Here is a 22,339-nt window from a genome sequence, read left to right as displayed (position 1 = left end):
GTAATGAAAAAATTTGTAATCTCATGCTGTCTGCTGGCGGCCTTTACCTCGGCCAGCGTGCTGGCAGATGCCTCCAGCGAGCTGAAGCAGCGCCTGGATAAGGTAAAAAGCTTCCACGCCACGTTCAGTCAGAAAGTGACTGACGGCAGCGGCGCATCCGTTCAGGACGGCGAGGGGGAAATGTGGGTGCAACGGCCAAATCTGTTTAACTGGCATATGACGGCCCCCGATGAGAGCACGCTGATTTCCGATGGTAAAACGCTGTGGTTCTACAATCCTTTTGTTGAACAGGTTAGCGCCAGCTGGCTGAAAGACGCCACCGGCAACACGCCGTTTATGCTGATCGCCCGCAATCAGGCCAGCGACTGGAAGCAGTATAATATCGCGCAGAAAGGAGACAACTTCTCACTGACGCCGAAATCTATCGACGGCAATCTGAAGCAGTTTGATATCAACGTATCAACCAACGGTACGATCAACCAGTTCAGCGCAGTAGAACAGGACGGCCAGCGCAGTAGCTATGCGCTGAAAAGTCAGCAGAACGGGGCTATCTCCGCTGATAAGTTCACCTTCACGCCACCAAAAGGCGTAACCCTGGACGATCAGCGTCAGTGAGGTTCGCGTGAGTAACCTGTCTCTCGATTTTTCCCGTAACGAATTTCAGCCTCTGGCCGCGCGCATGCGGCCACGCAATCTGAATGAATATATTGGTCAACAGCATTTGCTGGCGGTGGGTAAACCACTGCCGCGTGCCATTGAGGCCGGTCATCTTCATTCGATGATTTTATGGGGACCGCCGGGGACAGGAAAAACTACGCTGGCTGAGATTATCGGTCACTACGGCCAGGCGGATGTTGAACGTATTTCCGCCGTGACATCCGGCGTGAAAGAGATACGCGAAGCTATCGAACGCGCCAGACAGAGTCGTAATGCGGGCCGCCGTACCATCCTGTTTGTCGATGAGGTGCATCGCTTCAATAAAAGCCAGCAGGATGCCTTCCTGCCGCATATTGAGGACGGCACCATTACTTTTATCGGTGCGACAACTGAGAACCCCTCGTTTGAACTCAATTCGGCACTGCTTTCGCGTGCCCGCGTCTATCTGCTTAAATCGTTAACCAGCGATGATATCGCCGCTGTGCTCGATCAGGCGATGCATGATGCTGAACGTGGCTTCGGCAAAGACAACGTCATTTTGCCGGATAATACCCGCAGTATGATTGCCGAACTGGTTAATGGCGACGCCCGCCGGGCGCTTAATACCTTGGAAATGATGGCGGATATGGCCGAGGTTAACGCAGAGGGCAAGCGTGAACTGACGCCGCAGTTGCTTAACGAAGTTTCAGGGGAACGCAGCGCCCGCTTCGATAACAAGGGCGACCGTTTTTACGATCTGATCTCTGCACTGCATAAGTCCGTGCGCGGTTCCGCACCAGATGCGGCGCTGTACTGGTATGCAAGAATTATTACCGCGGGTGGCGATCCGCTGTATGTTGCTCGCCGGCTGCTGGCAATTGCTTCTGAGGACGTCGGCAATGCTGACCCGCGCGGAATGCAGGTGGCTATTGCCGCCTGGGACTGCTTTACCCGGGTTGGCCCGGCTGAGGGTGAACGTGCGATTGCCCAGGCGATTGTCTATCTGGCCTGTGCACCGAAAAGCAATGCCGTTTACACTGCGTTCAAAGCGGCCATGCGCGATGCACGTGAAAATCCGGATTACGACGTGCCTGAACATTTGCGCAATGCACCAACGAAGCTGATGAAGGAAATGGGGCTGGGAGCAGAGTATCGCTACGCCCATGATGAACCGAACGCCTACGCGGCCGGTGAGGACTATTTCCCCCCGCAGATGGCGCAGACGCGCTACTATCAGCCAACATCTCGCGGGCTGGAGGGCAAAATCGGTGAAAAGCTCACCTGGCTTGCCGCTCAGGATCAAAATAGCCCGACAAAACGCTACCGCTGACCGGGGCGTTGCGGTAAGGTTACCTGCGAATTCAACGCATTCACTATGGTGAATGCGCCTTTTCTTTAATTCCATCACAACAAGCACAGGACAAGCATGCTCGATCCCAATCTGCTGCGTAATGAGCCAGACGCAGTCGCTGAAAAACTGGCACGCCGGGGTTATAAACTGGACGTTGACACGCTGCGCGCTCACGAAGAGCGTCGTAAAGTGTTGCAGGTAGAAACTGAAAATCTGCAGGCAGAGCGTAACTCGCGATCCAAATCCATCGGGCAGGCCAAAGCACGTGGGGAAGACATCGAACCGTTGCGTCAGGAAGTGAATGACCTGGGCGAACGCCTGGATGCAGCTAAAGCAGAGCTGGACGCACTGCAAAACGATATTCGTGACTTCTCACTGGCTATTCCTAATCTGCCTGATGATGTGGTTCCGCTGGGTAAAGACGACACTGAAAACCTGGAAATCAGCCGCTGGGGTGAACCGCGTAAGTTTGATTTTGCGGTGCGCGACCACGTAGAGCTGGGTGAAATGGCCGTAGGCCTGGATTTTGCCGCGGCGGTTAAGCTGACCGGTTCACGTTTTATCGTGATGAAAGGGCAAATTGCGCTGATGCATCGTGCGCTGAGCCAGTTTATGCTCGATCTGCACACAGAACAGCACGGCTATCAGGAAACCTACGTTCCTTATCTGGTGAACAACGCCAGCCTGTATGGTACGGGCCAGCTGCCTAAGTTTGGTGAAGATCTGTTCCATACCCGTCCGCTGGAAGAAGAAGCGTCCAGCAGCAATTATGCGCTGATCCCAACTTCAGAAGTCCCGCTGACCAACCTGGTTCGCGATGAGATTCTGGAAGAAGAGTCGCTGCCGCTGAAAATGACCGCGCATACGCCATGCTTCCGCTCCGAAGCCGGAGCCTATGGGCGCGATACCCGTGGCCTGATTCGTATGCACCAGTTCGATAAAGTCGAAATGGTACATATTACTCGTCCTGAAGATTCCATGGATGCGCTGGAAGAACTGGTCGGCCACGCGGAGAAAGTGCTGCAGTTGCTTAATCTGCCGTACCGTAAGGTGCTGCTGTGTACCGGTGATATGGGCTTTGGTTCAACCAAGACTTACGATCTGGAAGTCTGGCTGCCGGCGCAGGATACCTACCGTGAAATCTCTTCCTGTTCTAACATGGGTGATTTCCAGGCGCGTCGTATGCAGGCACGCTGCCGTACCAAGACTGAGAAAAAACCACGTCTGGTCCATACTCTGAACGGTTCCGGTCTGGCAGTGGGGCGTACTCTGGTTGCGGTGCTGGAAAACTACCAGCAGGCCGATGGTCGTATTGAAGTGCCGGAAGTGCTGCGTCCATATATGAAAGGCCTTGAATACATCGGCTAATAGCGATCGATATTCATGCTGAAAAGGCCGCCTGTGACATTACGTCTCAGGCGGTTTTTTTTCATTGTTATCAAGCAAAATTTGTTATGGATATTTTCGTTCTCTGCTGCCTAATTTGATGCAAATTCAATGAGATATTTTTTGCTGCTGTGCCGGTTTTAATTCTGCTAACTCCTTGTAGATAAAAAAATTAAATCATTTAGCAGCAAATCGTGCTGCGACTATTTTTTGGTGCTTTTACAAACCTTCCCGCAGTGGCATGATGCGCACAAAATCCTTCCTTATTCTGGTTTCTCACTACTATGTCCATCTGGTCGCGTCCTGTAATAGTGCTGCTTTGCGGTCTGCTGTTGCTGACGATTTCTATTGCTGCGCTGAATACTCTGGTTCCGCTGTGGCTGACACACGACGCGTTACCGACCTGGCAGATTGGTGTTGTCAGTTCCTCCTACTATTGCGGTAACCTGTTGGGTACGCTGATTGCCGGCTGGCTGATTAAGCGCCTGGGCTTTAACCGCAGCTATTATCTGGCTTCGCTGGTCTTTGCCCTTGCTACAGTTGCGCTGGGTCTGCAAAGCGGTTTCTGGATGTGGACCTTCTGGCGGTTTGTGGCTGGCGTTGGCTGTGCGCTGATTTGGGTGATTGTGGAGAGTGCGCTGCTGTGTAACGGCACTTTACGCAATCGTGGCCGACTGCTGGCGGCCTACATGATCGTTTATTATGTTGCAACCGTTGCCGGACAGCTGATGGTCAGCCGCGTATCCACCGAGCTGATGCAGGTACTGCCATGGGTAAGCGGTCTGATTCTGGCGGCCATTATGCCGCTGGTATTTACCCGAATTACGGCTTCTGCCTCAGAAGAGAGTGAGGAAGGTGCTTCTGGCCGTCTGTGGCCGATGCTGCGCCGTCGCAATGCTCGCTTAGGTATCAACGGCTGTATTATTTCCGGTATTGTGCTGGGCTCATTGTATGGCCTGATGCCGCTGTATCTGTCGCATCAGGGAATGACCGATTCCAGCGTGGGCTACTGGATGGCACTGCTGGTCAGCGCCGGTATTATCGGGCAGTGGCCAATCGGTCGCCTGGCGGATCGCTATGGGCGTCTGCTGGTGCTGAGAGTGCAGGTATTTGGCGTGATCCTCGGTGCGTTGGCCATGTTGGGTAATGCGGCGATGGGCCCGGCGCTATTTGTTCTTGGCTGTGCGGGTTTTACCCTGTATCCGGTCGCGATGTCCTGGGCCTGCGAAAAGGTCGCTCATCATGAACTGGTCGCGATGAACCAGGCGCTACTGCTCAGCTATACCGTTGGCAGCCTTGCCGGTCCGTCCATGACTTCAATGCTGATGCAGAATTATTCAGACCGTCTGCTGTTTGTGATGATTGCCGTGGTTGCGTTGATTTATCTTGCTATGCTGCTGCGCAAGGCAGACCACCATATCAATCCGGTGGCTCACGCCTGAGAAGAACGGGTGTAGTGAGCTGAGTCTTTAGCGACCGTTTTCATCGTTGAATGTGCTCAGGCGTTATTGAAGATGTGTGTAGTGTTGAATGGTTTACGGTAAAAGGGCGATCCTGCGGATCGCCCTTTTATTTTGGCTCAGTACATCACGTAGTGACCGTAGCTTTCCAGGATATGTTTAATCCGCTCCATGGTTTCCGCTTTCGGCGGGTGAACACCGTCCAGCTTGTATTCCTCACCCATCGCAACCCATTTGTGCTTGCCTAATTCGTGATAGGGCAGCATTTCAATTTTCTCTACGTTGCCCATATCGCGGGTAAACTCACCGAGGCGGTGGGCGGAATCATCATCATCCGTATAGCCGGGCACCACCACATAACGTATCCAGGTGCGAATTTTCCGCTTAGCCAGATAGCGGGCAAAATCCAGCGTGCGGTGATTTGAAACGCCAACCAGCACCTGATGGATATCATCATTAATCTGCTTCAAATCGAGCATCACCAGGTCTGTAACGTCCAGAAGTTCATCAATGACCGGGTCGTAGCGCCGCACGAAACCATTGGTGTCGAGGCAGGTATTAATCCCTTCTTCCTTACAGGCGCGGAACCAGTCACGAACGAATTCAGCCTGCAGGATAGCCTCGCCACCGGAAGCGGTAACGCCGCCGCCGGATGCATTCATAAAGTGACGATAGGACACTACGTCCTTCATCAGTTCCTCGACCGTAATTTCTTTACCGCCGTGAGTATCCCAGGTATCCCGGTTATGGCAGTAGAGGCAGCGCATCAGGCAGCCCTGGAAGAAGGTGATAAAACGAATGCCGGGACCATCAACGGTTCCGCAAGATTCAAATGAGTGAATACGTCCGATTACTGACATTGCGATGAATTCTCCACGTTGACGCAGTCTTAAGCTGCGTTAAGTCTGTTTTGACAGTGCCCTGCAAGATGAATAACAGGCCACTGGCGAAACCGACTTCTCACGGCGGCCCCCCGAAGAGGGCCGCAGGGTATTACATGGTCTGCGTGAAGGTACGGGTAATCACGTCCTGCTGCTGTTCTTTGGTCAGCGAGTTAAAGCGAACGGCATAACCAGAAACACGGATGGTCAACTGCGGATATTTTTCCGGATCTTCCATCGCTTCCAGCAGCATCTCACGGTTCATCACGTTGACGTTAAGGTGCTGACCACCTTCGATGCTGGCTTCGTGGTGGAAGTATCCATCCATCAGGCCTGCAAGGTTGGTTTTACGCACGTCATCGTTTTTACCCAGCGCGTTTGGCACGATAGAGAAGGTATAGGAAATACCATCCTTAGCGTAGGCAAACGGCAGTTTGGCAACGGAGGTCAGAGAAGCAACGGCACCTTTCTGGTCGCGACCGTGCATTGGGTTAGCACCTGGTCCGAATGGTGCACCGGCGCGGCGTCCGTCCGGGGTATTACCTGTTTTCTTACCATATACCACGTTTGAGGTAATGGTCAGTACGGACTGAGTCGGTACGGCGTTACGGTAGGTGTGCAGTTTCTGAATTTTCTTCATGAAACGCTCAACCAGGTCGCAGGCAATATCATCAACGCGGGAGTCATTGTTACCGAACTGTGGATATTCACCTTCAATTTTAAAGTCAACCGCCAGGCCATCTTCATCACGAATGGTGGACACTTTGGCGTACTTAATTGCTGAAAGTGAGTCCGCGGCAACCGACAGACCTGCGATACCGCATGCCATGGTGCGATAAACGTCACGATCGTGCAGCGCCATCAGTGAGGCTTCATAGCTGTATTTGTCATGCATATAGTGGATGACATTCAGCGCGGTGACATACTGTTTTGCCAGCCAGTCCATAAAGTGATCCATACGCGCCATCACTTTTTCGTAATCCAGCACCTCATCCATCATTGGTGCTTCTTTCGGACCTACCTGCATTTTCAGTTTTTCATCCACGCCGCCGTTAATTGCGTACAGCATGGTTTTCGCCAGGTTGGCACGGGCGCCGAAGAACTGCATCTGTTTGCCAACGATCATTGGGCTAACGCAGCAGGCGATAGCGTAGTCATCGTTGTTAAAATCAGGGCGCATCAGATCGTCATTCTCATACTGTAGAGAAGAGGTGTCGATAGAGACTTTCGCCGCGAATTTTTTAAAGTTCAGAGGCAGTTTTTCAGACCACAGAATGGTCATGTTAGGCTCAGGTGACGGGCCCATGGTGTAGAGCGTATTCAGGAAGCGGAAGGTGTTTTTGGTCACCAGGGTACGGCCATCAACACCCATACCGGCCAGTGATTCCGTTGCCCAGATTGGGTCACCGGAGAACAGCTCATCGTATTCCGGGGTACGCAGGAAGCGTACCATACGCAGTTTCATCACCAGATGGTCAATCAGCTCCTGCGCTTCTTCTTCGGTAATTTTGCCGGCTTTCAGATCGCGGCTGATGTAGATGTCGAGGAAGGTCGACACGCGACCGAAGGACATCGCTGCGCCGTTCTGCGATTTCACCGCAGCAAGGTAACCAAAGTAGGTCCACTGTACGGCTTCCTGAGCGGTCGTTGCCGGGCCGGAGATATCAAAGCCGTGTTTCGCCGCCATCTCTTTAATCTGCTGCAGCGCGCGGTGCTGGTCAGCAATCTCTTCGCGCAGGCGGATAGTGGCTTCCAGGTTGACGCCATTTTCCATATCGCTCTGCAAAGAAGCGAACTGGGCAAACTTGTCTTTCATCAGGAAATCGATGCCGTACAGCGCAACGCGACGGTAGTCACCGATGATACGGCCACGACCATAGGCATCCGGCAGGCCGGTCAGCACGCCTGACTTACGGCAGCGCAGAATATCCGGGGTGTAAACATCAAACACGCCCTGGTTGTGGGTTTTACGATACTCGGTAAAGATTTTTTTCAGTGATGGATCGAGTTCACGGCCATATACCTTACATGAACCCTCCACCATTTTGATGCCGCCGAACGGGATCAGCGCACGTTTTAATGGGGCTTCGGTTTGCAGGCCAACAATCTTTTCAAGGTCTTTTTCGATGTAGCCTGCATCATGGGAGGTAATGGTTGACGCAAGGTCGGTATCAAAATCAACCGGCGCATGGGTTTTGTTTTCCAGCTTGATGCCTTCCATGACCTTATCCCACAGGGTGGTGGTCGCCTGGGTGGCACCGGCCAGGAATGACTCATCGCCTTCATACGGAGTGTAGTTTTTCTGGATGAAGTCGCGAACGTTAACGCTGTTCTGCCATTCACCTTCCGCAAAACTGTCCCAGGCTTTTGCCATGTCTTTATTTAGCTCGGTCATGTGATACCTACCTTTTATAACGTGAAGTTCGTTGTACGTTACCGTCAGACGGTGTTCGGTCTGCGGCTGTATAAGATTCTGTTACAGAGACTCAGTGGTGATCGCCGTCACGCAGATAGATCACCCAGTACGTTAACCCTACCAGCAGGCCGCCACCAATAATGTTGCCGAGGGTAACGGGGATCAGGTTGTCAGTAACAAAGTTGCTGACGGTAAGGTGTGAAAACTGTTGGGCTGTTGCCCCGGTTGCCTGCCAGAACTCCGGCGAAGCGAAATCTTTGATGACAATGGCCATGGGAATAAGAAACATATTGGCGATGCTGTGCTCGAAGCCGCTGGCCACAAACATGGCAACCGGCAGAACCATGGCAAACATCTTATCCATCAGGCTGCGGCCGGAATAACTCATCCATACCGCCATACACACCATCAGGTTTGCCAAAATACCCAGACATACTGCTTCTATAAAGGTGTGGTGCATCTTATGGTCAGCGGTCTGAAGGACGTTTAACCCCCATGCGCCGTCAGCGGTCATATACTGTCCCGCGAACCAGATCAGGGCGACAAAGAAAACGGCACCGATAAAATTACCTACGTAAACGTTAATCCAGTTGCGTGCCAGTTGGCCCCAGGTGATCCTGCCGCTGGCTTTGGCCACTACGATGAGAACGGTAGAGGTGAAAAGGTCGGCACCGCAAACAACAACTAACATCAAGCCCAGTGAAAAGCAGATACCTCCAACCAGTTTTGCCAGCCCCCAGGGAATGGTGCCGGTACCGGTAGTTGCCGTGATGTAAAAAGCGAAGGCGATAGAGATAAATACGCCCGCGTTAATTGCCAGAAAGAAGGTGGTGAACGGTTTTTTTGTCGCTTTGTAGACGCCAGCGTCTTCAGCAACTTTGGCCATTTCAGCAGGTAATAATAGATCAAAGAGGTTGCCAGCTTTCACACTAACGTTCTCCAAAAATTAGTCAGCAAGGAAAGTCTAACAAACGAGTATAGAAGGGAAATTGACATGGATCATAGTGGCCTGGCAATTCAGCCATTCCGATCGTAATCAGAGGGTTGGTTTCGTTGTATGTTGATGATAAATATCAAATAAAACTTTTTTAATATTTAAAAAAATAATTTAATTATTATTTTCAGACGCCATGGAAAGGTAAAAAAATGGCGGTGATTAATTCTAATTTGTGAAAAATAAAAAGGTAACAGCTATTAACTGTTACCTTTTTTTAACTTATCGCCTGCGCTACATTTTCAGAAAGAAATTACCCGCATCTGACGTTATTAGGTAAGGTTGCTGAGTTATTTCCAGTAACGGCGTTTTGCCGCCTGTAATTTCTCATAAGCTGCCAGCAGCGACTGGTGTGCAGGGAATGCCAGCAGATCGCTATCTACATTTTGCAAACCGTAGAATGGCGCTTCACCGCTAATCGCTGCAGAAGCGTTATCGACGGCTTCCTGGCCGTACATGCGCACGAATGCTGTATGGTACTGCAGCGGATCGCGTTCATCTTCCTGGCTCAACAGCAGCAGGGTCTGCAGGCAACGGTAGTAGTTTGCACGCGCCGGGCTGAATACAGACTGGTTGAATTCCATCGTCCACTCGGTCCAGATCAGCGCCTGATCGAGGTCGCCACCAGCCATGGCCAGCATGGCCTTCAGTTCACCGATACGCAGGGTGTACCAGCCGTTATCTTTACCAGTTGCCAGACCCAGCAGCTCACGTACGCGGGTAAAGTCGTCGTGTCCGTCTTCATCCAGCTGTTCCAGCAGCGCCAGGTAGTCTTCTTTTTCCCAGCTGCTGTCAGGCAGATTGAGCAGGGTATCGCGCAGGTAGGCACCCATGCTGTTATTGGCCAGCAGCAGGTCTTCTGCCGGATAAATGTCTGACATGCCCGGAACGATGATTCGGCAGGCATAAACATCCAGATGCTGATAATCGGCAATATAAACTTCCTGGCCTTCCGCATCGAAGATTGCCATCAGAGTGGCGAACTCTTCTTCCGTTGTCCCCTTGAAGCTCCAGTCAGCGAACGGATAGTCGGCATCGTCTTTAAACAGGTCCCAGGAGATCAGGCCGCTGGAATCGATAAAGTGGGTTTCAAGGTTAGCGTGTTCCGCAACTTCTTCATCATCAAAGGTCGGTGGCGTAAAGACATCAAGGTCCTTCAGGCCGCGGCCCTGCAGCAGTTCGGTAACGGTACGTTCCAACGCTACGCCAAAATCAGGATGCGCGCCGAATGAGGCGAAGCAGGTGCCATTTTCCGGGTTAAACAGCACCACGCAGATCACCGGGTATTTTCCACCCAGAGAAGCGTCGTAAGAGAAGATAGGGAAACCTTCGGCTTCAAGACGATCGATGGCTTCAACCACGCCAGGATAGCGGTTCAGCACATCCTGTGGAATCGCTGGCAGGCTGATGGACTCAGCAATAATACGATTCTTAATATAGCGCTCAAAGACTTCAGACAGACCCTGTACGCGGGCTTCGTTAGCGGTGTTGCCCGCTGACATACCGTTGGATACATACAGGTTGCCGATGATATTCATCGGAATATAGACCGTCTGCTGGTCTGACTGGCGCGTAAACGGCAGACCAACAATACCGCGATCGGCATTACCGGACTGAAGGTCGATAAGATCGCTGGCGCTCAGCTCATTTTCCGGATCGTAAAACTTACGCAGGCGCGCGTCGAGAATACCTTCCGGCAGCTGGTCATCTTCTGGCAGCGGGAACCACTTTTCATTGGGATAATGAACGAAATCGCCGTTGGCAATCTGCTTACCCAGCCAGAAATCGGCAAAGAAATAGTTGGTAGAAAGGCGTTCAAAGTATTCACCCAGTGCGGAAGCCAGCGCAGCCTTCTTGCTGGCGCCTTTACCGTTGGTGAAGCACAGTGGGCAGTCGCGATCGCGAATATGCACTGACCAGACATTGGGAACCGGATTCAGCCAGGACGCTTCTTCAATATTGAAGCCCAGATCCTGTAGTTTTTGCTGAAAGCGCGCGATGGAATCTTCCAACGCGGCATCTTTGCCTGGAATATAAGTTTGAGTCATTTTGCCCACTCGTTAATGATTGTGCGGAAAGCGCGCAATGATACGGGTTTTCCGCTGGAATCGCCATCCGGCAACCTAAAATTCATCTGCTGAAGAATGCCATATTCCGCCGAAACAGTAACAGAGGCGTTTACAACGGTGGAAAACGCCTCACAAAATATCGTTTGCTGTTTCATTTCCCCTACAAGCTGTTGCGGCTGTGGCCTGAAAACTGGTCGGTTGACCGGATAAATCATTGCAGCATTGGGGTGGCAATGATAAAACCGATAAAGGAATCAAAACCGATTGATCTGAAAGTGGTGAGGGGAAATGAGTCAGGTTTTCAATTTTAGCTCTGGCCCGGCAATGCTGCCGGTAGAAGTGCTCCGTCGTGCTGAGCAGGAACTCTGCAACTGGCAGGGGTTAGGCACCTCCGTAATGGAGATCAGCCACCGCAGTAAGGAATTTATTCAGGTGGCGGAAGAGGCAGAAAAAGATTTTCGCGATCTGCTGAAAATCCCCTCCAACTACAAAGTTTTATTCTGCCATGGTGGCGCGCGTGCGCAGTTTGCCGCGGTTCCGATGAACCTGCTGGGTAGCCATACGACTGCAGACTATGTTGACGGTGGTTACTGGGCGGCTAGCGCTGTAAAAGAAGCGCAGAAGTACTGCACGCCGAATGTGATCGACGCGAAAACTACGGTTGATGGCCTGCGTGGCATCACCCCGATGAGCAGTTGGGCACTGTCCGATGACGCCGCCTATGTTCACTACTGCCCGAATGAAACTATTGATGGTATTGCCATCAGTGAAACGCCTGATTTTGGCGACAAGCTGGTTGTAGCCGATCTCTCTTCAACCATTTTGTCCTCACCGATTGATGTTAGCCGCTACGGCGTACTGTATGCCGGTGCTCAGAAAAACATCGGCCCGGCAGGGTTGACGCTGGTTGTTGTGCGTGAAGACCTGCTAGGCAAGGCCCGCAAAGAACTGCCTTCTATTCTTGACTATAAGGTGCTGGCTGATAACGACTCGATGTTCAACACGCCACCGACCTTTGCCTGGTATCTTTCTGGCCTGGTATTCAAGTGGCTGAAAGAGCAGGGCGGCGTGGCTGAGATGGATAAGCGCAACCAGCTCAAAGCCGATCTGCTGTACGGCACTATCGATAAAAGTGACTTTTATCGCAACGATGTCGCCGTAGCAAACCGCTCGCGTATGAACGTGCCTTTCCAGCTGGCCGATGCGTCATTGGATAAGCTGTTCCTGGAAGAGTCTTTCGCACATGGCCTGCATGCGTTGAAAGGCCACCGCGTAGTCGGTGGCATGCGTGCTTCAATTTATAACGCGATGCCATTGGAAGGCATCAAGACGCTGACTGATTTCATGATCGACTTCGAGCGTCGTCACGGTTAAGGATTTAGCCGAAACTGCAGTACGTTTTTAATCTGAAACCCCGCCTTGCTGCGGGGTTTCATTGTAATTTTTTTGGAGAGTACGTTTCACATGCAGGATTCCCTGACGTTACAACCTATCGCCCTGGTCAACGGTACCGTTAACCTTCCTGGTTCCAAGAGCGTATCGAACCGCGCGCTTCTGCTGGCTGCGCTGGCTAATGGCACCACCCGTTTGACTAACCTGCTGGACAGCGATGACGTTCGCCACATGCTCAACGCTTTGCAGCTGCTTGGCGTTCACTACACGCTGTCTGCTGACCGCACGGTGTGTGAAGTGGTGGGTCAGGGGGGAGCGCTAAAGGCTGATGGTGCGCTGGAGCTGTTCCTCGGTAATGCTGGTACGGCGATGCGTCCGCTGGCAGCAGCCCTGTGCCTCGGCAGCAATGATATTGTGCTGACCGGTGAGCCGCGCATGAAAGAGCGTCCGATTGGCCATCTGGTTGATGCACTGCGGCAGGGTGGTGCGGCCATTGAATACCTTGAACAGGAAGACTATCCGCCGCTTCGTCTTAAGGGCGGTTTTAGCGGCGGTGATGTATCCGTTGATGGCAGCGTATCCAGCCAGTTCCTGACGGCACTGCTGATGACGGCTCCACTGGCGGCAAACGATACGCATATCGTCATCAAAGGCGAACTGGTATCGAAACCGTACATTGATATCACGCTCAATCTGATGGCAACCTTTGGCATTGAGGTCGAGAACGACAGCTATCGCGCGTTCCACATCCGTGGGCAGCAGCAGTATCAGGCTCCGGGTGATTATCTGGTTGAGGGCGATGCTTCCTCGGCTTCTTATTTCCTCGCGGCGGCGGCCATCAAGGGCGGCACCGTTAAAGTCACCGGCATCGGTCGTAAGAGCATGCAGGGCGATATTCGTTTCGCCGACGTGCTGGAAAAAATGGGTGCAAGTATTGAGTGGGGCGATGACTTTATTGCCTGTACGCGTGGCGAACTGAATGCTATCGATCTGGATATGAACCACATTCCCGATGCGGCAATGACCATCGCGACGGCCGCGCTGTTCGCCAAAGGCACCACGGTAATGCGCAACATTTACAACTGGCGTGTTAAAGAAACCGATCGGCTGGCGGCAATGGCCACTGAACTGCGTAAAGTTGGCGCTGAAGTTGAAGAGGGGCACGATTACATCCGCATCACGCCACCTGCAGCGATCCAGTATGCCGAGATTGGCACTTATAACGATCACCGTATGGCGATGTGTTTCTCGCTGGTCGCACTGTCGAGCACCCCGGTCACCATTCTCGACCCAAAATGTACTGCGAAAACGTTCCCTGACTACTTTGAACAGCTTGCCCGTATCAGCCAACTGGCATAACAAACTCTTCCGCCGCACCTCCGTGCGGCGGAAACTGCGTTTATCTCATTCTATTCTGCTGCATTACCCGCCTGTTGTTTGAACCCGCCTAAAATTTTGTAGCTGACTATGTTTAAGGGGTAACTATCCCGGTTTTTGCAGCGTATAATGCGCGACGATATTTGTCCGGGCACTGATAGCCGCAGACATTCCACCGACAGGAGAACGACATGACGGCAATAGCCCCAGTGATCACCATTGATGGCCCAAGTGGTGCGGGTAAAGGCACATTATGTAAAGCGATGGCCGAAGCATTGCAGTGGCACCTGTTGGATTCTGGCGCAATTTATCGCGTGCTGGCGCTGGCAGCACTGCATCATCAGGTTGATATTACTTCTGAAGAAGCGCTGGTACCGCTGGCTGCTCATCTTGACGTGCGTTTTGTGTCCAGTGAAGGCGAGATGGAAGTCATCCTTGAAGGTGAGGATGTTTCCGCAGAGATCCGTACTCAGGATGTCAGCAACACCGCGTCAAAAGTTGCCGCATTTCCACGCGTGCGTGAAGCCCTGCTGCGCCGTCAGCGCGGTTTTCGAGAACTTCCGGGCCTGATCGCCGATGGGCGCGATATGGGTACCGTTGTATTCCCGGATGCGCCAGTTAAAATTTTCCTTGATGCCAGTTCGGAAGAACGCGCGCATCGCCGTATGCTACAGTTGCAGGAAAAAGGCTTTAGTGTTAACTTTGACCGCCTTTTATCCGAGATAAAAGAACGCGATGAGCGCGATCGTAACCGGTCGATTGCACCTTTGGTGCCTGCGGATGATGCCTTAGTGCTTGATTCGACAACAATGTCTATTGAGCAGGTCATTGAAGTTGCGCTAAAATATGCGCGCGAAAAGCTTGCCATTGCGTAATAGGTAATTCCGACGACAGTGCACTATACTGTGCACCTGTTCGCAAAATTTAATTAACCCTGTGATATGGATGTTATGGGGCATGTGAAACAACCCCACCCGTCAGGATGTCAGGTGGACGTTAAATTGAAGAATCCTGAAGATTATCAATATGACTGAATCTTTTGCTCAACTATTTGAAGAATCCCTGAAAGAAATCGAAACCCGCCCGGGTTCCATCGTTCGTGGCGTCGTTGTTGCTATCGACAAAGACGTTGTTCTGGTTGATGCGGGCCTGAAATCTGAATCTGCAATTCCTGCAGAGCAGTTCAAAAACGCAGCCGGCGAACTGGAAATCCAGGTTGGCGACGAAGTTGACGTTGCTCTGGATGCAGTGGAAGACGGCTTCGGTGAAACCCTGCTGTCCCGTGAGAAAGCTAAACGTCACGAAGCTTGGATCACGTTGGAAAAAGCTTACGAAGATGCTGAAACTGTTACCGGTATTATCAACGGCAAAGTTAAAGGTGGCTTCACAGTTGAGCTGAACGGTATTCGTGCGTTCCTGCCAGGTTCACTGGTAGACGTGCGTCCAGTGCGTGATACTCTGCACCTGGAAGGCAAAGAGCTTGAGTTCAAAGTAATCAAGCTGGATCAGAAGCGCAACAACGTGGTTGTTTCACGTCGTGCGGTTATCGAATCCGAGAACAGCGCAGAGCGCGATCAACTGCTGGAAAACCTGCAGGAAGGCATGGAAGTTAAAGGTATCGTTAAGAACCTCACTGACTACGGTGCATTCGTTGATCTGGGCGGCGTTGACGGCCTTCTGCACATCACTGACATGGCCTGGAAACGCGTTAAGCATCCAAGCGAAATCGTCAATGTTGGCGATGAAATCAACGTGAAAGTGCTGAAATTCGACCGCGAGCGTACCCGTGTTTCTCTGGGTCTGAAGCAGCTGGGCGAAGATCCATGGGTTGCTATCGCTAAACGTTACCCAGAAGGCACCAAGCTGACTGGTCGTGTAACCAACCTGACCGACTACGGCTGCTTCGTTGAAATCGAAGAAGGCGTTGAAGGCCTGGTACACGTTTCTGAAATGGACTGGACCAACAAAAACATTCACCCATCTAAAGTTGTTAACGTGGGCGACGTTGTTGAAGTTATGGTTCTGGACATCGACGAAGAACGTCGTCGTATCTCCCTGGGTCTGAAGCAGTGCAAATCTAACCCATGGCAGCAGTTCGCAGAAACCCACAACAAGGGCGACCGTGTTGAAGGTAAAATCAAGTCAATCACTGACTTCGGTATCTTCATCGGCCTGGACGGCGGCATCGACGGCCTGGTTCACCTGTCTGACATCTCCTGGAACGCTACCGGAGAAGAAGCAGTTCGTGAATATAAGAAAGGCGACGAAATCGCAGCTGTGGTTCTGCAGGTTGACGCAGAGCGCGAGCGTATCTCCCTGGGCGTTAAGCAGCTGGCAGAAGATCCGTTCAACAACTACATCTCTCTGAACAAGAAAGGTGCAATTGTTAACGGTAAAGTGACTGCAGTTGACGCTAAAGGTGCTACAGTTGAATTAGCTGACGGCGTTGAAGGTTACCTGCGTGCTTCTGAAGCCTCGCTGGACCGCGTTGAAGACGCAACTCTGGTTCTGAATGTTGGCGACGATGTTGAAGCCAAATTCACCGGTGTTGACCGTAAAAACCGCGTTGTTAGCCTGTCTGTACGTGCGAAAGACCAGGCAGACGAGAAAGAAGCCATCAATACTGTTAACACCAAACAGGAAGAAGGCAACTTCTCTAACGCTATGGCTGAAGCTTTCAAAGCAGCTAAAGGCGAGTAATCTTCGCTTTAAGGGCAGCGTAAGCTGCCCTGTATCGTCGATAACTGCCAGAGCTATTCCTACAAGGGATTAACCGGAGGTTTTATGACCAAGTCAGAACTTATTGAAAGACTTGCTGGCCAGCACTCTCATATACCGGCGAAAGTCGTTGAGGATGCGGTAAAAGAGATGCTTGAGCATATGGCGACGACCCTGTCGCAGGGCGAACGCATTGAAATCCGGGGATTTGGCAGCTTCTCTTTGCATTATCGCGCACCTCGTACTGGCCGTAACCCGAAAACGGGCGACAAAGTGGAGTTGGAAGGTAAATACGTTCCACACTTCAAGCCAGGTAAAGAACTGCGCGATCGCGCCAATATCTACGGCAGCTGATAGCGACGAAACGATAAAAACGACACTCAGGTGTCGTTTTTTTTTGCTTATATACGGTGATTCGGCTGCGATACGATAACAGGCCGCATTGTAGAATCTGAACCCGGCACACAATAATCCCTTCCTGTTGCTGTAAAACAGAAAGAGTTTTCGGCACGTCTCTTAGCTCTGAACCGACGCTAATGCCTGTCTCTCACCTGCATGTCACACTTTGACCTGCTATCAGGGAGGAAACATGCGCATAACGGCAACACAGCTTGCAGGCAGTCTTATTCTCGGCACTTTGCCACTCACGGTCATACCGAGGTTGCCCGGATATGGATACGACATCGCTGCGATCGTACTTTCATTTTTACTTATGCGCTGTTCACAACGTGTTGCTATTTTCACTGCAATGGTTCTGCTGTTTTCTCTCTGGCCGTTGAATACCGCCCGATCTCTTCAGGAGCAGATTGACCGGCTGACGCAGGGGATTGTGCGGGCAGAGGTGCAAATTGACACTGTCCTGCCCGGTGCTGAACGCGCCAGAGTGCGTCTGTTTCGTCAGGATGGTCGGCTACTATTTCCTCCGATTTATGCTTCCATACGATTACCAGGCGGCGAAGAGACTTTTTGCCAGGGGCAGCGATGGGATATGACCCTGGCGCTTCGTCCTCTTCATGCCCAGCTAAATGAGGGAGGGTTCGATCGGCAGCGATTTACTCTGGCCAACAGTATGCCGCTTACAGGGCGAGTAATTAGTGCGGAAGTTCGGCAGCCCCGGTGTAGCTGGCGTGGCGCTATCATGAATTCTACCCGGCAAAACTATGGTCATTTACCCTGGCAGGCACTGATTTCCGCGCTGGCATTTGGCGACCGTTCAGAGGTTAAGCGTGAAATTACCCAGCTGCTAAGAGAAACGGGTACGGCACATCTGATGGCAATCGCCGGGATGCAGATTGGACTGGCTGCAGGATTTGGCTGGCTGGTTGCCAGACTCATTCAGTTCTTTTTCCCTGCATGGATGATTAACTATCGCTTTCCTTTGTACTGCAGTTTGCTGGTGGCACTGATCTACTGCTGGCTCTCCGGCAGCAATCCACCAGCGATGCGCGCGATGCTGGCATTACTGATGTGGAGCTTGCTAAGGCTGAAGGGGATTAACTGTAGCAGCTGGCAGGTATGGCTGTTTTGTATTGCACTTATCCTGTTTCTGGAACCGCTCAGCATTTTGTCAGACAGCTTGTGGATGTCGGCGCTGGCCGTTGCGGGGCTGCTGATATGGTATCAAGGCTTCGGACTTCCCATCCGTTTCCGCAGGAGGAAGCGTTGGCTGCCACTCCGACTGCTGCATTTGCAATTGGGCATGCTGCTGCTGTTAATGCCGCTACAGGTATTTATTTTCCATGGTTTTAGCCTGAGTGCGCTAGTGGCTAATCTGTGGGCCGTGCCGTTGATATCTCTGGTTACCGTACCGCTGATACTGACATCGCTGTTGGTTAACTTCCTGCCGTTGATCGGCCCTTTTATATGGTGGCTGGCCGATCGCTCACTGGCACTGGTTTTTTTCCCGTTGCAGCAGTTACCGAACGGCTGGTTTCCTCTGGAAAGCACATTCGCCGCCGGTTCGCTGGCGTGTTGGCTTCTGCTGCTCGCGTTTCGCTTTGGCTGGTGGCGTAGCTCTCCATTCACTCTGGTGGCGTGCACGTTGCTGCTGCTGAGCTGGCGTAATTTTAGCGCTAAACCCGAGTGGCGGGTGGATATGCTGGACGTTGGTCACGGGTTAGCCGTGGTGATTTCACAACATGGCAAGGCAGTTTTATATGATACCGGCAATCGCTGGCCGGGAGGGGATGTCGCCCACAGTCAGATCATTCCCTGGCTGGAATGGCAGGGGTTAACGCTGACCGACGTGGTTATCAGCCACGCGCATCTTGACCACATTGGCGGATTGCCGAGCATACAGTCTGCATATCCCGATGCCCGGGTGCGAAGCGCTTTAAAGCGCCCGGGTCATTTACCCTGTCATCGCGATGCAGGCTGGCGCTGGCAGGGGTTGACGTTTCAGGCGCTGTGGCCGCCAGAAAATATGCCCGGTGAAGGCAATAATCAGTCCTGCGTGGTGATGGTTAGCGACGGGCGATGGCGCGTGCTGCTGACCGGGGATATTGAGCGCGAGGCAGAGCTGCAGCTCGTTGCCGAACAGCGCGCCGTGCTGAGTGCCGATCTGTTGCAGGTTCCGCATCACGGCAGCCGTACCTCATCAACCCCGCCGCTGCTGCGTGCGGTAGCGCCGAAGGCCGCCATTGCCTCTGCTGCACGTTACAGCGCCTGGCGGTTACCCGCATCGAAAATAATTATGCGCTATGATGAAAATCGCATCATCTGGCGCGACACCGCACTTTCCGGGCAGATTAGCGCGCGCTTTTTCGTTGATAACTGGCATCTTTTGGGGTTAAGAGAACAAATAATGAACCGTTGGTATCATCAGTGGTTTGGCGTACCCAGGGAATCCAGGTAGAATGAGCGGCTATTTCAACTAAAGCTGGTTAAATAATGCATCTGGATAAAGATCTCTCAACCTGGCAGACATTTCGTCGTCTCTGGCCAATGATTGTGCCTTACAAGGCGGGATTGATTGTGGCCGCTATCGCGCTGATCCTTAACGCGGCGGGCGATACGCTTATGCTGTCACTGCTGAAGCCTTTACTCGATGATGGTTTTGGCAAGGCGGATAGTTCTGTTCTGATATGGATGCCGCTGGCCGTTATCGGTCTGATGCTGATTCGCGGTATTACCAGCTATGCCTCCAGCTACTGTATATCCTGGGTGTCCGGTAATGTGGTCATGGGCATGCGCCGCAGGCTGTTCAGCCATATGATGGGAATGCCGGTCTCGTTTTTCGATCAGCAGTCGACCGGAACGCTGCTTTCGCGCATTACCTATGATTCCGAGCAGGTCGCGTCGTCTTCCTCCAGCGCGCTGGTGACGGTTGTGCGTGAAGGGGCCTCAATTATCGGCCTGTTTATCATGATGTTCTACTACAGCTGGCAGCTGTCGTTGATCCTGATTGTTCTGGCACCGATTGTATCCTTTGCTATTCGCAGCGTGTCAAAACGCTTCCGTAATATCAGCAAGAACATGCAGAACACCATGGGGCAGGTGACCACCAGCGCCGAGCAGATGCTGAAAGGGCACAAAGAAGTCCTGATTTTTGGCGGACAGCAGATCGAAAGCGAGCGTTTCGACCGCGTCAGCAACCGTATGCGCCAGCAGGGAATGAAGCTGGTTTCAGCCTCATCCATCTCTGACCCCATTATTCAGCTGATTGCTTCGCTGGCGCTGGCATTTGTACTGTATGCGGCAAGCTTCCCAAGCGTGATGGAAACGCTGACCGCCGGTACGATTACCGTTGTGTTCTCATCGATGATTGCGCTGATGCGTCCGTTGAAATCACTGACCAACGTTAACGCCCAGTTCCAGCGCGGTATGGCGGCCTGCCAGACGCTGTTCTCGATTCTGGACAGCGAGCAGGAAAATGATAAAGGTACCCGTACCGTCGATCGCGTGAAGGGGGATATCGAGTTCCGTAACGTGACCTTCGCTTATCCAGGCCGTGAAATCCCTGCGCTGAAGAATATTAATCTCAATATTCCTGCGGGAAAAACGGTTGCACTGGTCGGACGTTCAGGCTCAGGCAAGTCCACTATCGCCAGCCTGCTGACGCGCTTCTACGATATTCAGCAGGGTGAAATTCTGATGGATGGCCACGAGTTGCGCGAATATACCCTGTCGTCGCTGCGTAATCAGGTGGCGCTGGTTTCTCAGAATGTGCACCTGTTTAACGACACTATCGCCAACAATATCGCCTATGCGCGCAGCGAGCAGTACAGCCGTGAAGATATTGAGAAGGCGGCGATCATGGCCCATGCGATGGACTTTATCGGCAAAATGGAACATGGGCTTGACACGGTCATTGGTGAAAACGGAGTGCTGCTTTCCGGCGGCCAGCGTCAGCGTATCGCCATTGCGCGTGCACTGCTGCGCGACTGTCCGGTACTGATTCTGGATGAGGCTACATCGGCGCTGGATACGGAATCCGAGCGCGCGATTCAGTCTGCGCTGGATGAACTGCAGAAAAACCGCACTTCGCTGGTCATTGCTCACCGTCTGTCGACTATCGAAAAAGCCGATGAAATTGTGGTGGTGGAAGACGGGCAGATTGTTGAGCGCGGCAGCCATGAAACGCTGCTGGCTGAACGTGGTGCGTATGCCCAGCTACATAAGATGCAGTTTGGTCAATGATTGAGCGCATCTGGAGCGGCCGCTCTGCGCTGTATGTGCTGCTGTTACCGCTAAGCCTGCTCTACGGACTCATCAGCAATTTGTTGCGGTTGAGCTACGTTTGGGGCTGGCGCAAAGCGTGGCGTGCTCCGATTCCGGTGGTGGTGGTGGGTAATCTCACCGCCGGTGGCAATGGTAAAACGCCGGTGGTTGTCTGGCTGGTGCAGGCCTTGCAGCGGCAGGGTTTGCGGGTTGGCGTGGTCTCACGTGGCTATGGCGGCAAGGCTGCGCGTTATCCACTGGTGCTCGACGCGAAAACCGGTACGACTGAAGCGGGTGATGAACCGGTGCTGATTTATCAGCGAACCGGTGCTGCCGTGGCGGTATCACCCAGCCGCCGGGAAGCCGTTGAGGCTCTGCTTGCAGCCGGCCCGATAGACATTATCGTTACCGATGACGGATTGCAGCATTACGCGCTGGCACGTGATATTGAAATTGTGGTTGTGGATGGCGAACGGCGTTTTGGCAACGGCTGGTGGTTACCGGCGGGGCCGATGCGCGAGCGTGCCGGTCGCTTGAAAAACGTGTCTGCGGTGATCAATAACGGCGGCGTGCCGCAACCGGGTGAACTGGCGATGCAGCTGGTGCCCGGTAAGGCGATTAACCTGTCCTCGGGCGCTGAACGTGATGCGGTAACGCTGAATAACGTTATTGCGATGGCGGGTATCGGTCATCCACCGCGATTCTTCAATACGCTACATAATCTGGGTATCTCTCCGGTAAAAGAGGTCGCTTTTGCCGATCATCAGAATTATAGCGCCGAGGAGCTTGGCGCTTTAGTTGAATCCGGGCAAACGCTGCTGATGACCGAGAAGGATGCGGTGAAAGCCCGGGTATTTGCCTGTCCAGACTGGTGGTATTTACCGGTGGACGCCGTTGTGCAAGATGCCGATGCGCTACTGGCTCGTATTCTGGCGCTGAGCAGCGGCTAACGGTCGATCTCTGTTCTGCCGGTCAGCGCTTAACTAACCTGTTCGTTGAC

At 52.6% G+C, this 22,339-nt stretch carries 17 protein-coding genes; 12 read left to right on the top strand and 5 right to left on the bottom strand.

What is annotated here, in order from left to right:
- Positions 1-3: 3 nt before the first annotated feature.
- From lolA to IBT47_RS16245, 4 genes are all read left to right on the top strand, one after another.
- Positions 4-615, top strand: a complete 612-nt coding sequence (gene lolA, locus IBT47_RS16260) for an outer membrane lipoprotein chaperone LolA (RefSeq protein ID WP_105593456.1) — start codon at positions 4-6, stop codon at positions 613-615.
- Positions 616-622: 7 nt separating this feature from the next.
- The gene (locus tag IBT47_RS16255; RefSeq protein ID WP_105593455.1) at positions 623-1,966 is read left to right on the top strand and encodes a replication-associated recombination protein A; all 1,344 of its coding nucleotides are present in this window, start codon (positions 623-625) and stop codon (positions 1,964-1,966) included.
- Positions 1,967-2,062: 96 nt separating this feature from the next.
- The gene (gene serS, locus IBT47_RS16250) at positions 2,063-3,355 is read left to right on the top strand and encodes a serine--tRNA ligase (protein ID WP_200561454.1); all 1,293 of its coding nucleotides are present in this window, start codon (positions 2,063-2,065) and stop codon (positions 3,353-3,355) included.
- Positions 3,356-3,657: 302 nt separating this feature from the next.
- Positions 3,658-4,815, top strand: a complete 1,158-nt coding sequence (locus tag IBT47_RS16245; protein WP_200561452.1) for an MFS transporter — start codon at positions 3,658-3,660, stop codon at positions 4,813-4,815.
- 137 nt (positions 4,816-4,952) lie between these two features.
- Here the strand turns inward: IBT47_RS16245 and pflA are convergent, their stop codons facing one another.
- From pflA to IBT47_RS16220, 5 genes are all read right to left on the bottom strand, one after another.
- A complete protein-coding gene (gene pflA, locus IBT47_RS16240; protein WP_105593452.1) occupies positions 4,953-5,693 on the bottom strand; it encodes a pyruvate formate lyase 1-activating protein in 741 nt (246 codons plus the stop codon).
- Positions 5,694-5,826: 133 nt separating this feature from the next.
- Positions 5,827-8,109 (bottom strand): formate C-acetyltransferase, encoded by a 2,283-nt coding sequence (gene pflB, locus IBT47_RS16235; protein WP_200561449.1) that lies wholly within the window; start codon positions 8,107-8,109, stop codon positions 5,827-5,829.
- Between the two features lie 91 nt (positions 8,110-8,200).
- The gene (focA, locus tag IBT47_RS16230; protein WP_200545772.1) at positions 8,201-9,058 is read right to left on the bottom strand and encodes a formate transporter FocA; all 858 of its coding nucleotides are present in this window, start codon (positions 9,056-9,058) and stop codon (positions 8,201-8,203) included.
- A 356-nt stretch (positions 9,059-9,414) separates the two neighbouring features.
- Positions 9,415-11,172: a 30S ribosomal protein S12 methylthiotransferase accessory factor YcaO gene (gene ycaO, locus IBT47_RS16225; RefSeq protein WP_200545773.1), complete on the bottom strand. Its 1,758-nt coding sequence runs from the start codon at positions 11,170-11,172 to the stop codon at positions 9,415-9,417.
- Entirely contained in the window at positions 11,169-11,348 is a 180-nt protein-coding gene (locus tag IBT47_RS16220; protein ID WP_200561447.1) for a hypothetical protein, read from the bottom strand. Before IBT47_RS16220 ends, ycaO begins: the two co-directional genes overlap by 4 nt.
- Before the next feature lie 133 nt (positions 11,349-11,481).
- Between IBT47_RS16220 and serC the strand changes: the two genes are divergently transcribed.
- The 8 genes from serC to lpxK all read left to right on the top strand — a co-directional run bounded on the left by serC (position 11,482) and on the right by lpxK (position 22,289).
- Positions 11,482-12,567, top strand: a complete 1,086-nt coding sequence (gene serC, locus IBT47_RS16215) for a 3-phosphoserine/phosphohydroxythreonine transaminase (protein WP_105593448.1) — start codon at positions 11,482-11,484, stop codon at positions 12,565-12,567.
- 90 nt (positions 12,568-12,657) lie between these two features.
- Entirely contained in the window at positions 12,658-13,944 is a 1,287-nt protein-coding gene (aroA, locus tag IBT47_RS16210; RefSeq protein WP_200561445.1) for a 3-phosphoshikimate 1-carboxyvinyltransferase, read from the top strand.
- Positions 13,945-14,153: 209 nt separating this feature from the next.
- Positions 14,154-14,837 (top strand): (d)CMP kinase, encoded by a 684-nt coding sequence (gene cmk / locus IBT47_RS16205; RefSeq protein ID WP_105593446.1) that lies wholly within the window; start codon positions 14,154-14,156, stop codon positions 14,835-14,837.
- Between the two features lie 151 nt (positions 14,838-14,988).
- Positions 14,989-16,662, top strand: a complete 1,674-nt coding sequence (gene rpsA, locus IBT47_RS16200; RefSeq protein ID WP_105593445.1) for a 30S ribosomal protein S1 — start codon at positions 14,989-14,991, stop codon at positions 16,660-16,662.
- An 84-nt stretch (positions 16,663-16,746) separates the two neighbouring features.
- Positions 16,747-17,034 (top strand): integration host factor subunit beta, encoded by a 288-nt coding sequence (gene ihfB / locus IBT47_RS16195; protein WP_105593444.1) that lies wholly within the window; start codon positions 16,747-16,749, stop codon positions 17,032-17,034.
- A 235-nt stretch (positions 17,035-17,269) separates the two neighbouring features.
- A complete protein-coding gene (locus IBT47_RS16190) occupies positions 17,270-19,534 on the top strand; it encodes a ComEC family protein (RefSeq protein ID WP_200561443.1) in 2,265 nt (754 codons plus the stop codon).
- A gap of 35 nt (positions 19,535-19,569) precedes the next feature.
- The gene (gene msbA, locus IBT47_RS16185) at positions 19,570-21,318 is read left to right on the top strand and encodes a lipid A ABC transporter ATP-binding protein/permease MsbA (protein ID WP_200561441.1); all 1,749 of its coding nucleotides are present in this window, start codon (positions 19,570-19,572) and stop codon (positions 21,316-21,318) included.
- On the top strand, positions 21,315-22,289 hold the full coding sequence (lpxK, locus tag IBT47_RS16180; protein WP_200561439.1) for a tetraacyldisaccharide 4'-kinase: 975 nt from the start codon (positions 21,315-21,317) through the stop codon (positions 22,287-22,289). Before msbA ends, lpxK begins: the two co-directional genes overlap by 4 nt.
- Positions 22,290-22,339: the final 50 nt, after the last annotated feature.

Origin of the sequence: Erwinia sp. S43, assembly GCF_016624745.1 — a bacterium.
Classification (GTDB): domain Bacteria; phylum Pseudomonadota; class Gammaproteobacteria; order Enterobacterales; family Enterobacteriaceae; genus Erwinia; species Erwinia coffeiphila.
The sequence above is the reverse complement of the archived record's forward strand: the minus strand, read 5'-3'. Positions and strand labels throughout refer to the sequence as shown.

Bases quoted from the DNA above. Each gene is read 5' to 3' on its own strand.
- lolA (WP_105593456.1), top strand. From the start codon at position 4: ATGAAAAAATTTGTAATCTCATGCTGTCTGCTGGCGGCCTTTACCTCG.
- serS (WP_200561454.1), top strand. From the start codon at position 2,063: ATGCTCGATCCCAATCTGCTGCGTAATGAGCCAGACGCAGTCGCTGAA.
- IBT47_RS16245 (WP_200561452.1), top strand. From the start codon at position 3,658: ATGTCCATCTGGTCGCGTCCTGTAATAGTGCTGCTTTGCGGTCTGCTG.
- pflA (WP_105593452.1), bottom strand. From the start codon at position 5,693: ATGTCAGTAATCGGACGTATTCACTCATTTGAATCTTGCGGAACCGTT.
- pflB (WP_200561449.1), bottom strand. From the start codon at position 8,109: ATGACCGAGCTAAATAAAGACATGGCAAAAGCCTGGGACAGTTTTGCG.
- ycaO (WP_200545773.1), bottom strand. From the start codon at position 11,172: ATGACTCAAACTTATATTCCAGGCAAAGATGCCGCGTTGGAAGATTCC.
- IBT47_RS16220 (WP_200561447.1), bottom strand. From the start codon at position 11,348: ATGAAACAGCAAACGATATTTTGTGAGGCGTTTTCCACCGTTGTAAAC.
- serC (WP_105593448.1), top strand. From the start codon at position 11,482: ATGAGTCAGGTTTTCAATTTTAGCTCTGGCCCGGCAATGCTGCCGGTA.
- aroA (WP_200561445.1), top strand. From the start codon at position 12,658: ATGCAGGATTCCCTGACGTTACAACCTATCGCCCTGGTCAACGGTACC.
- cmk (WP_105593446.1), top strand. From the start codon at position 14,154: ATGACGGCAATAGCCCCAGTGATCACCATTGATGGCCCAAGTGGTGCG.
- rpsA (WP_105593445.1), top strand. From the start codon at position 14,989: ATGACTGAATCTTTTGCTCAACTATTTGAAGAATCCCTGAAAGAAATC.
- ihfB (WP_105593444.1), top strand. From the start codon at position 16,747: ATGACCAAGTCAGAACTTATTGAAAGACTTGCTGGCCAGCACTCTCAT.
- IBT47_RS16190 (WP_200561443.1), top strand. From the start codon at position 17,270: ATGCGCATAACGGCAACACAGCTTGCAGGCAGTCTTATTCTCGGCACT.
- msbA (WP_200561441.1), top strand. From the start codon at position 19,570: ATGCATCTGGATAAAGATCTCTCAACCTGGCAGACATTTCGTCGTCTC.
- lpxK (WP_200561439.1), top strand. From the start codon at position 21,315: ATGATTGAGCGCATCTGGAGCGGCCGCTCTGCGCTGTATGTGCTGCTG.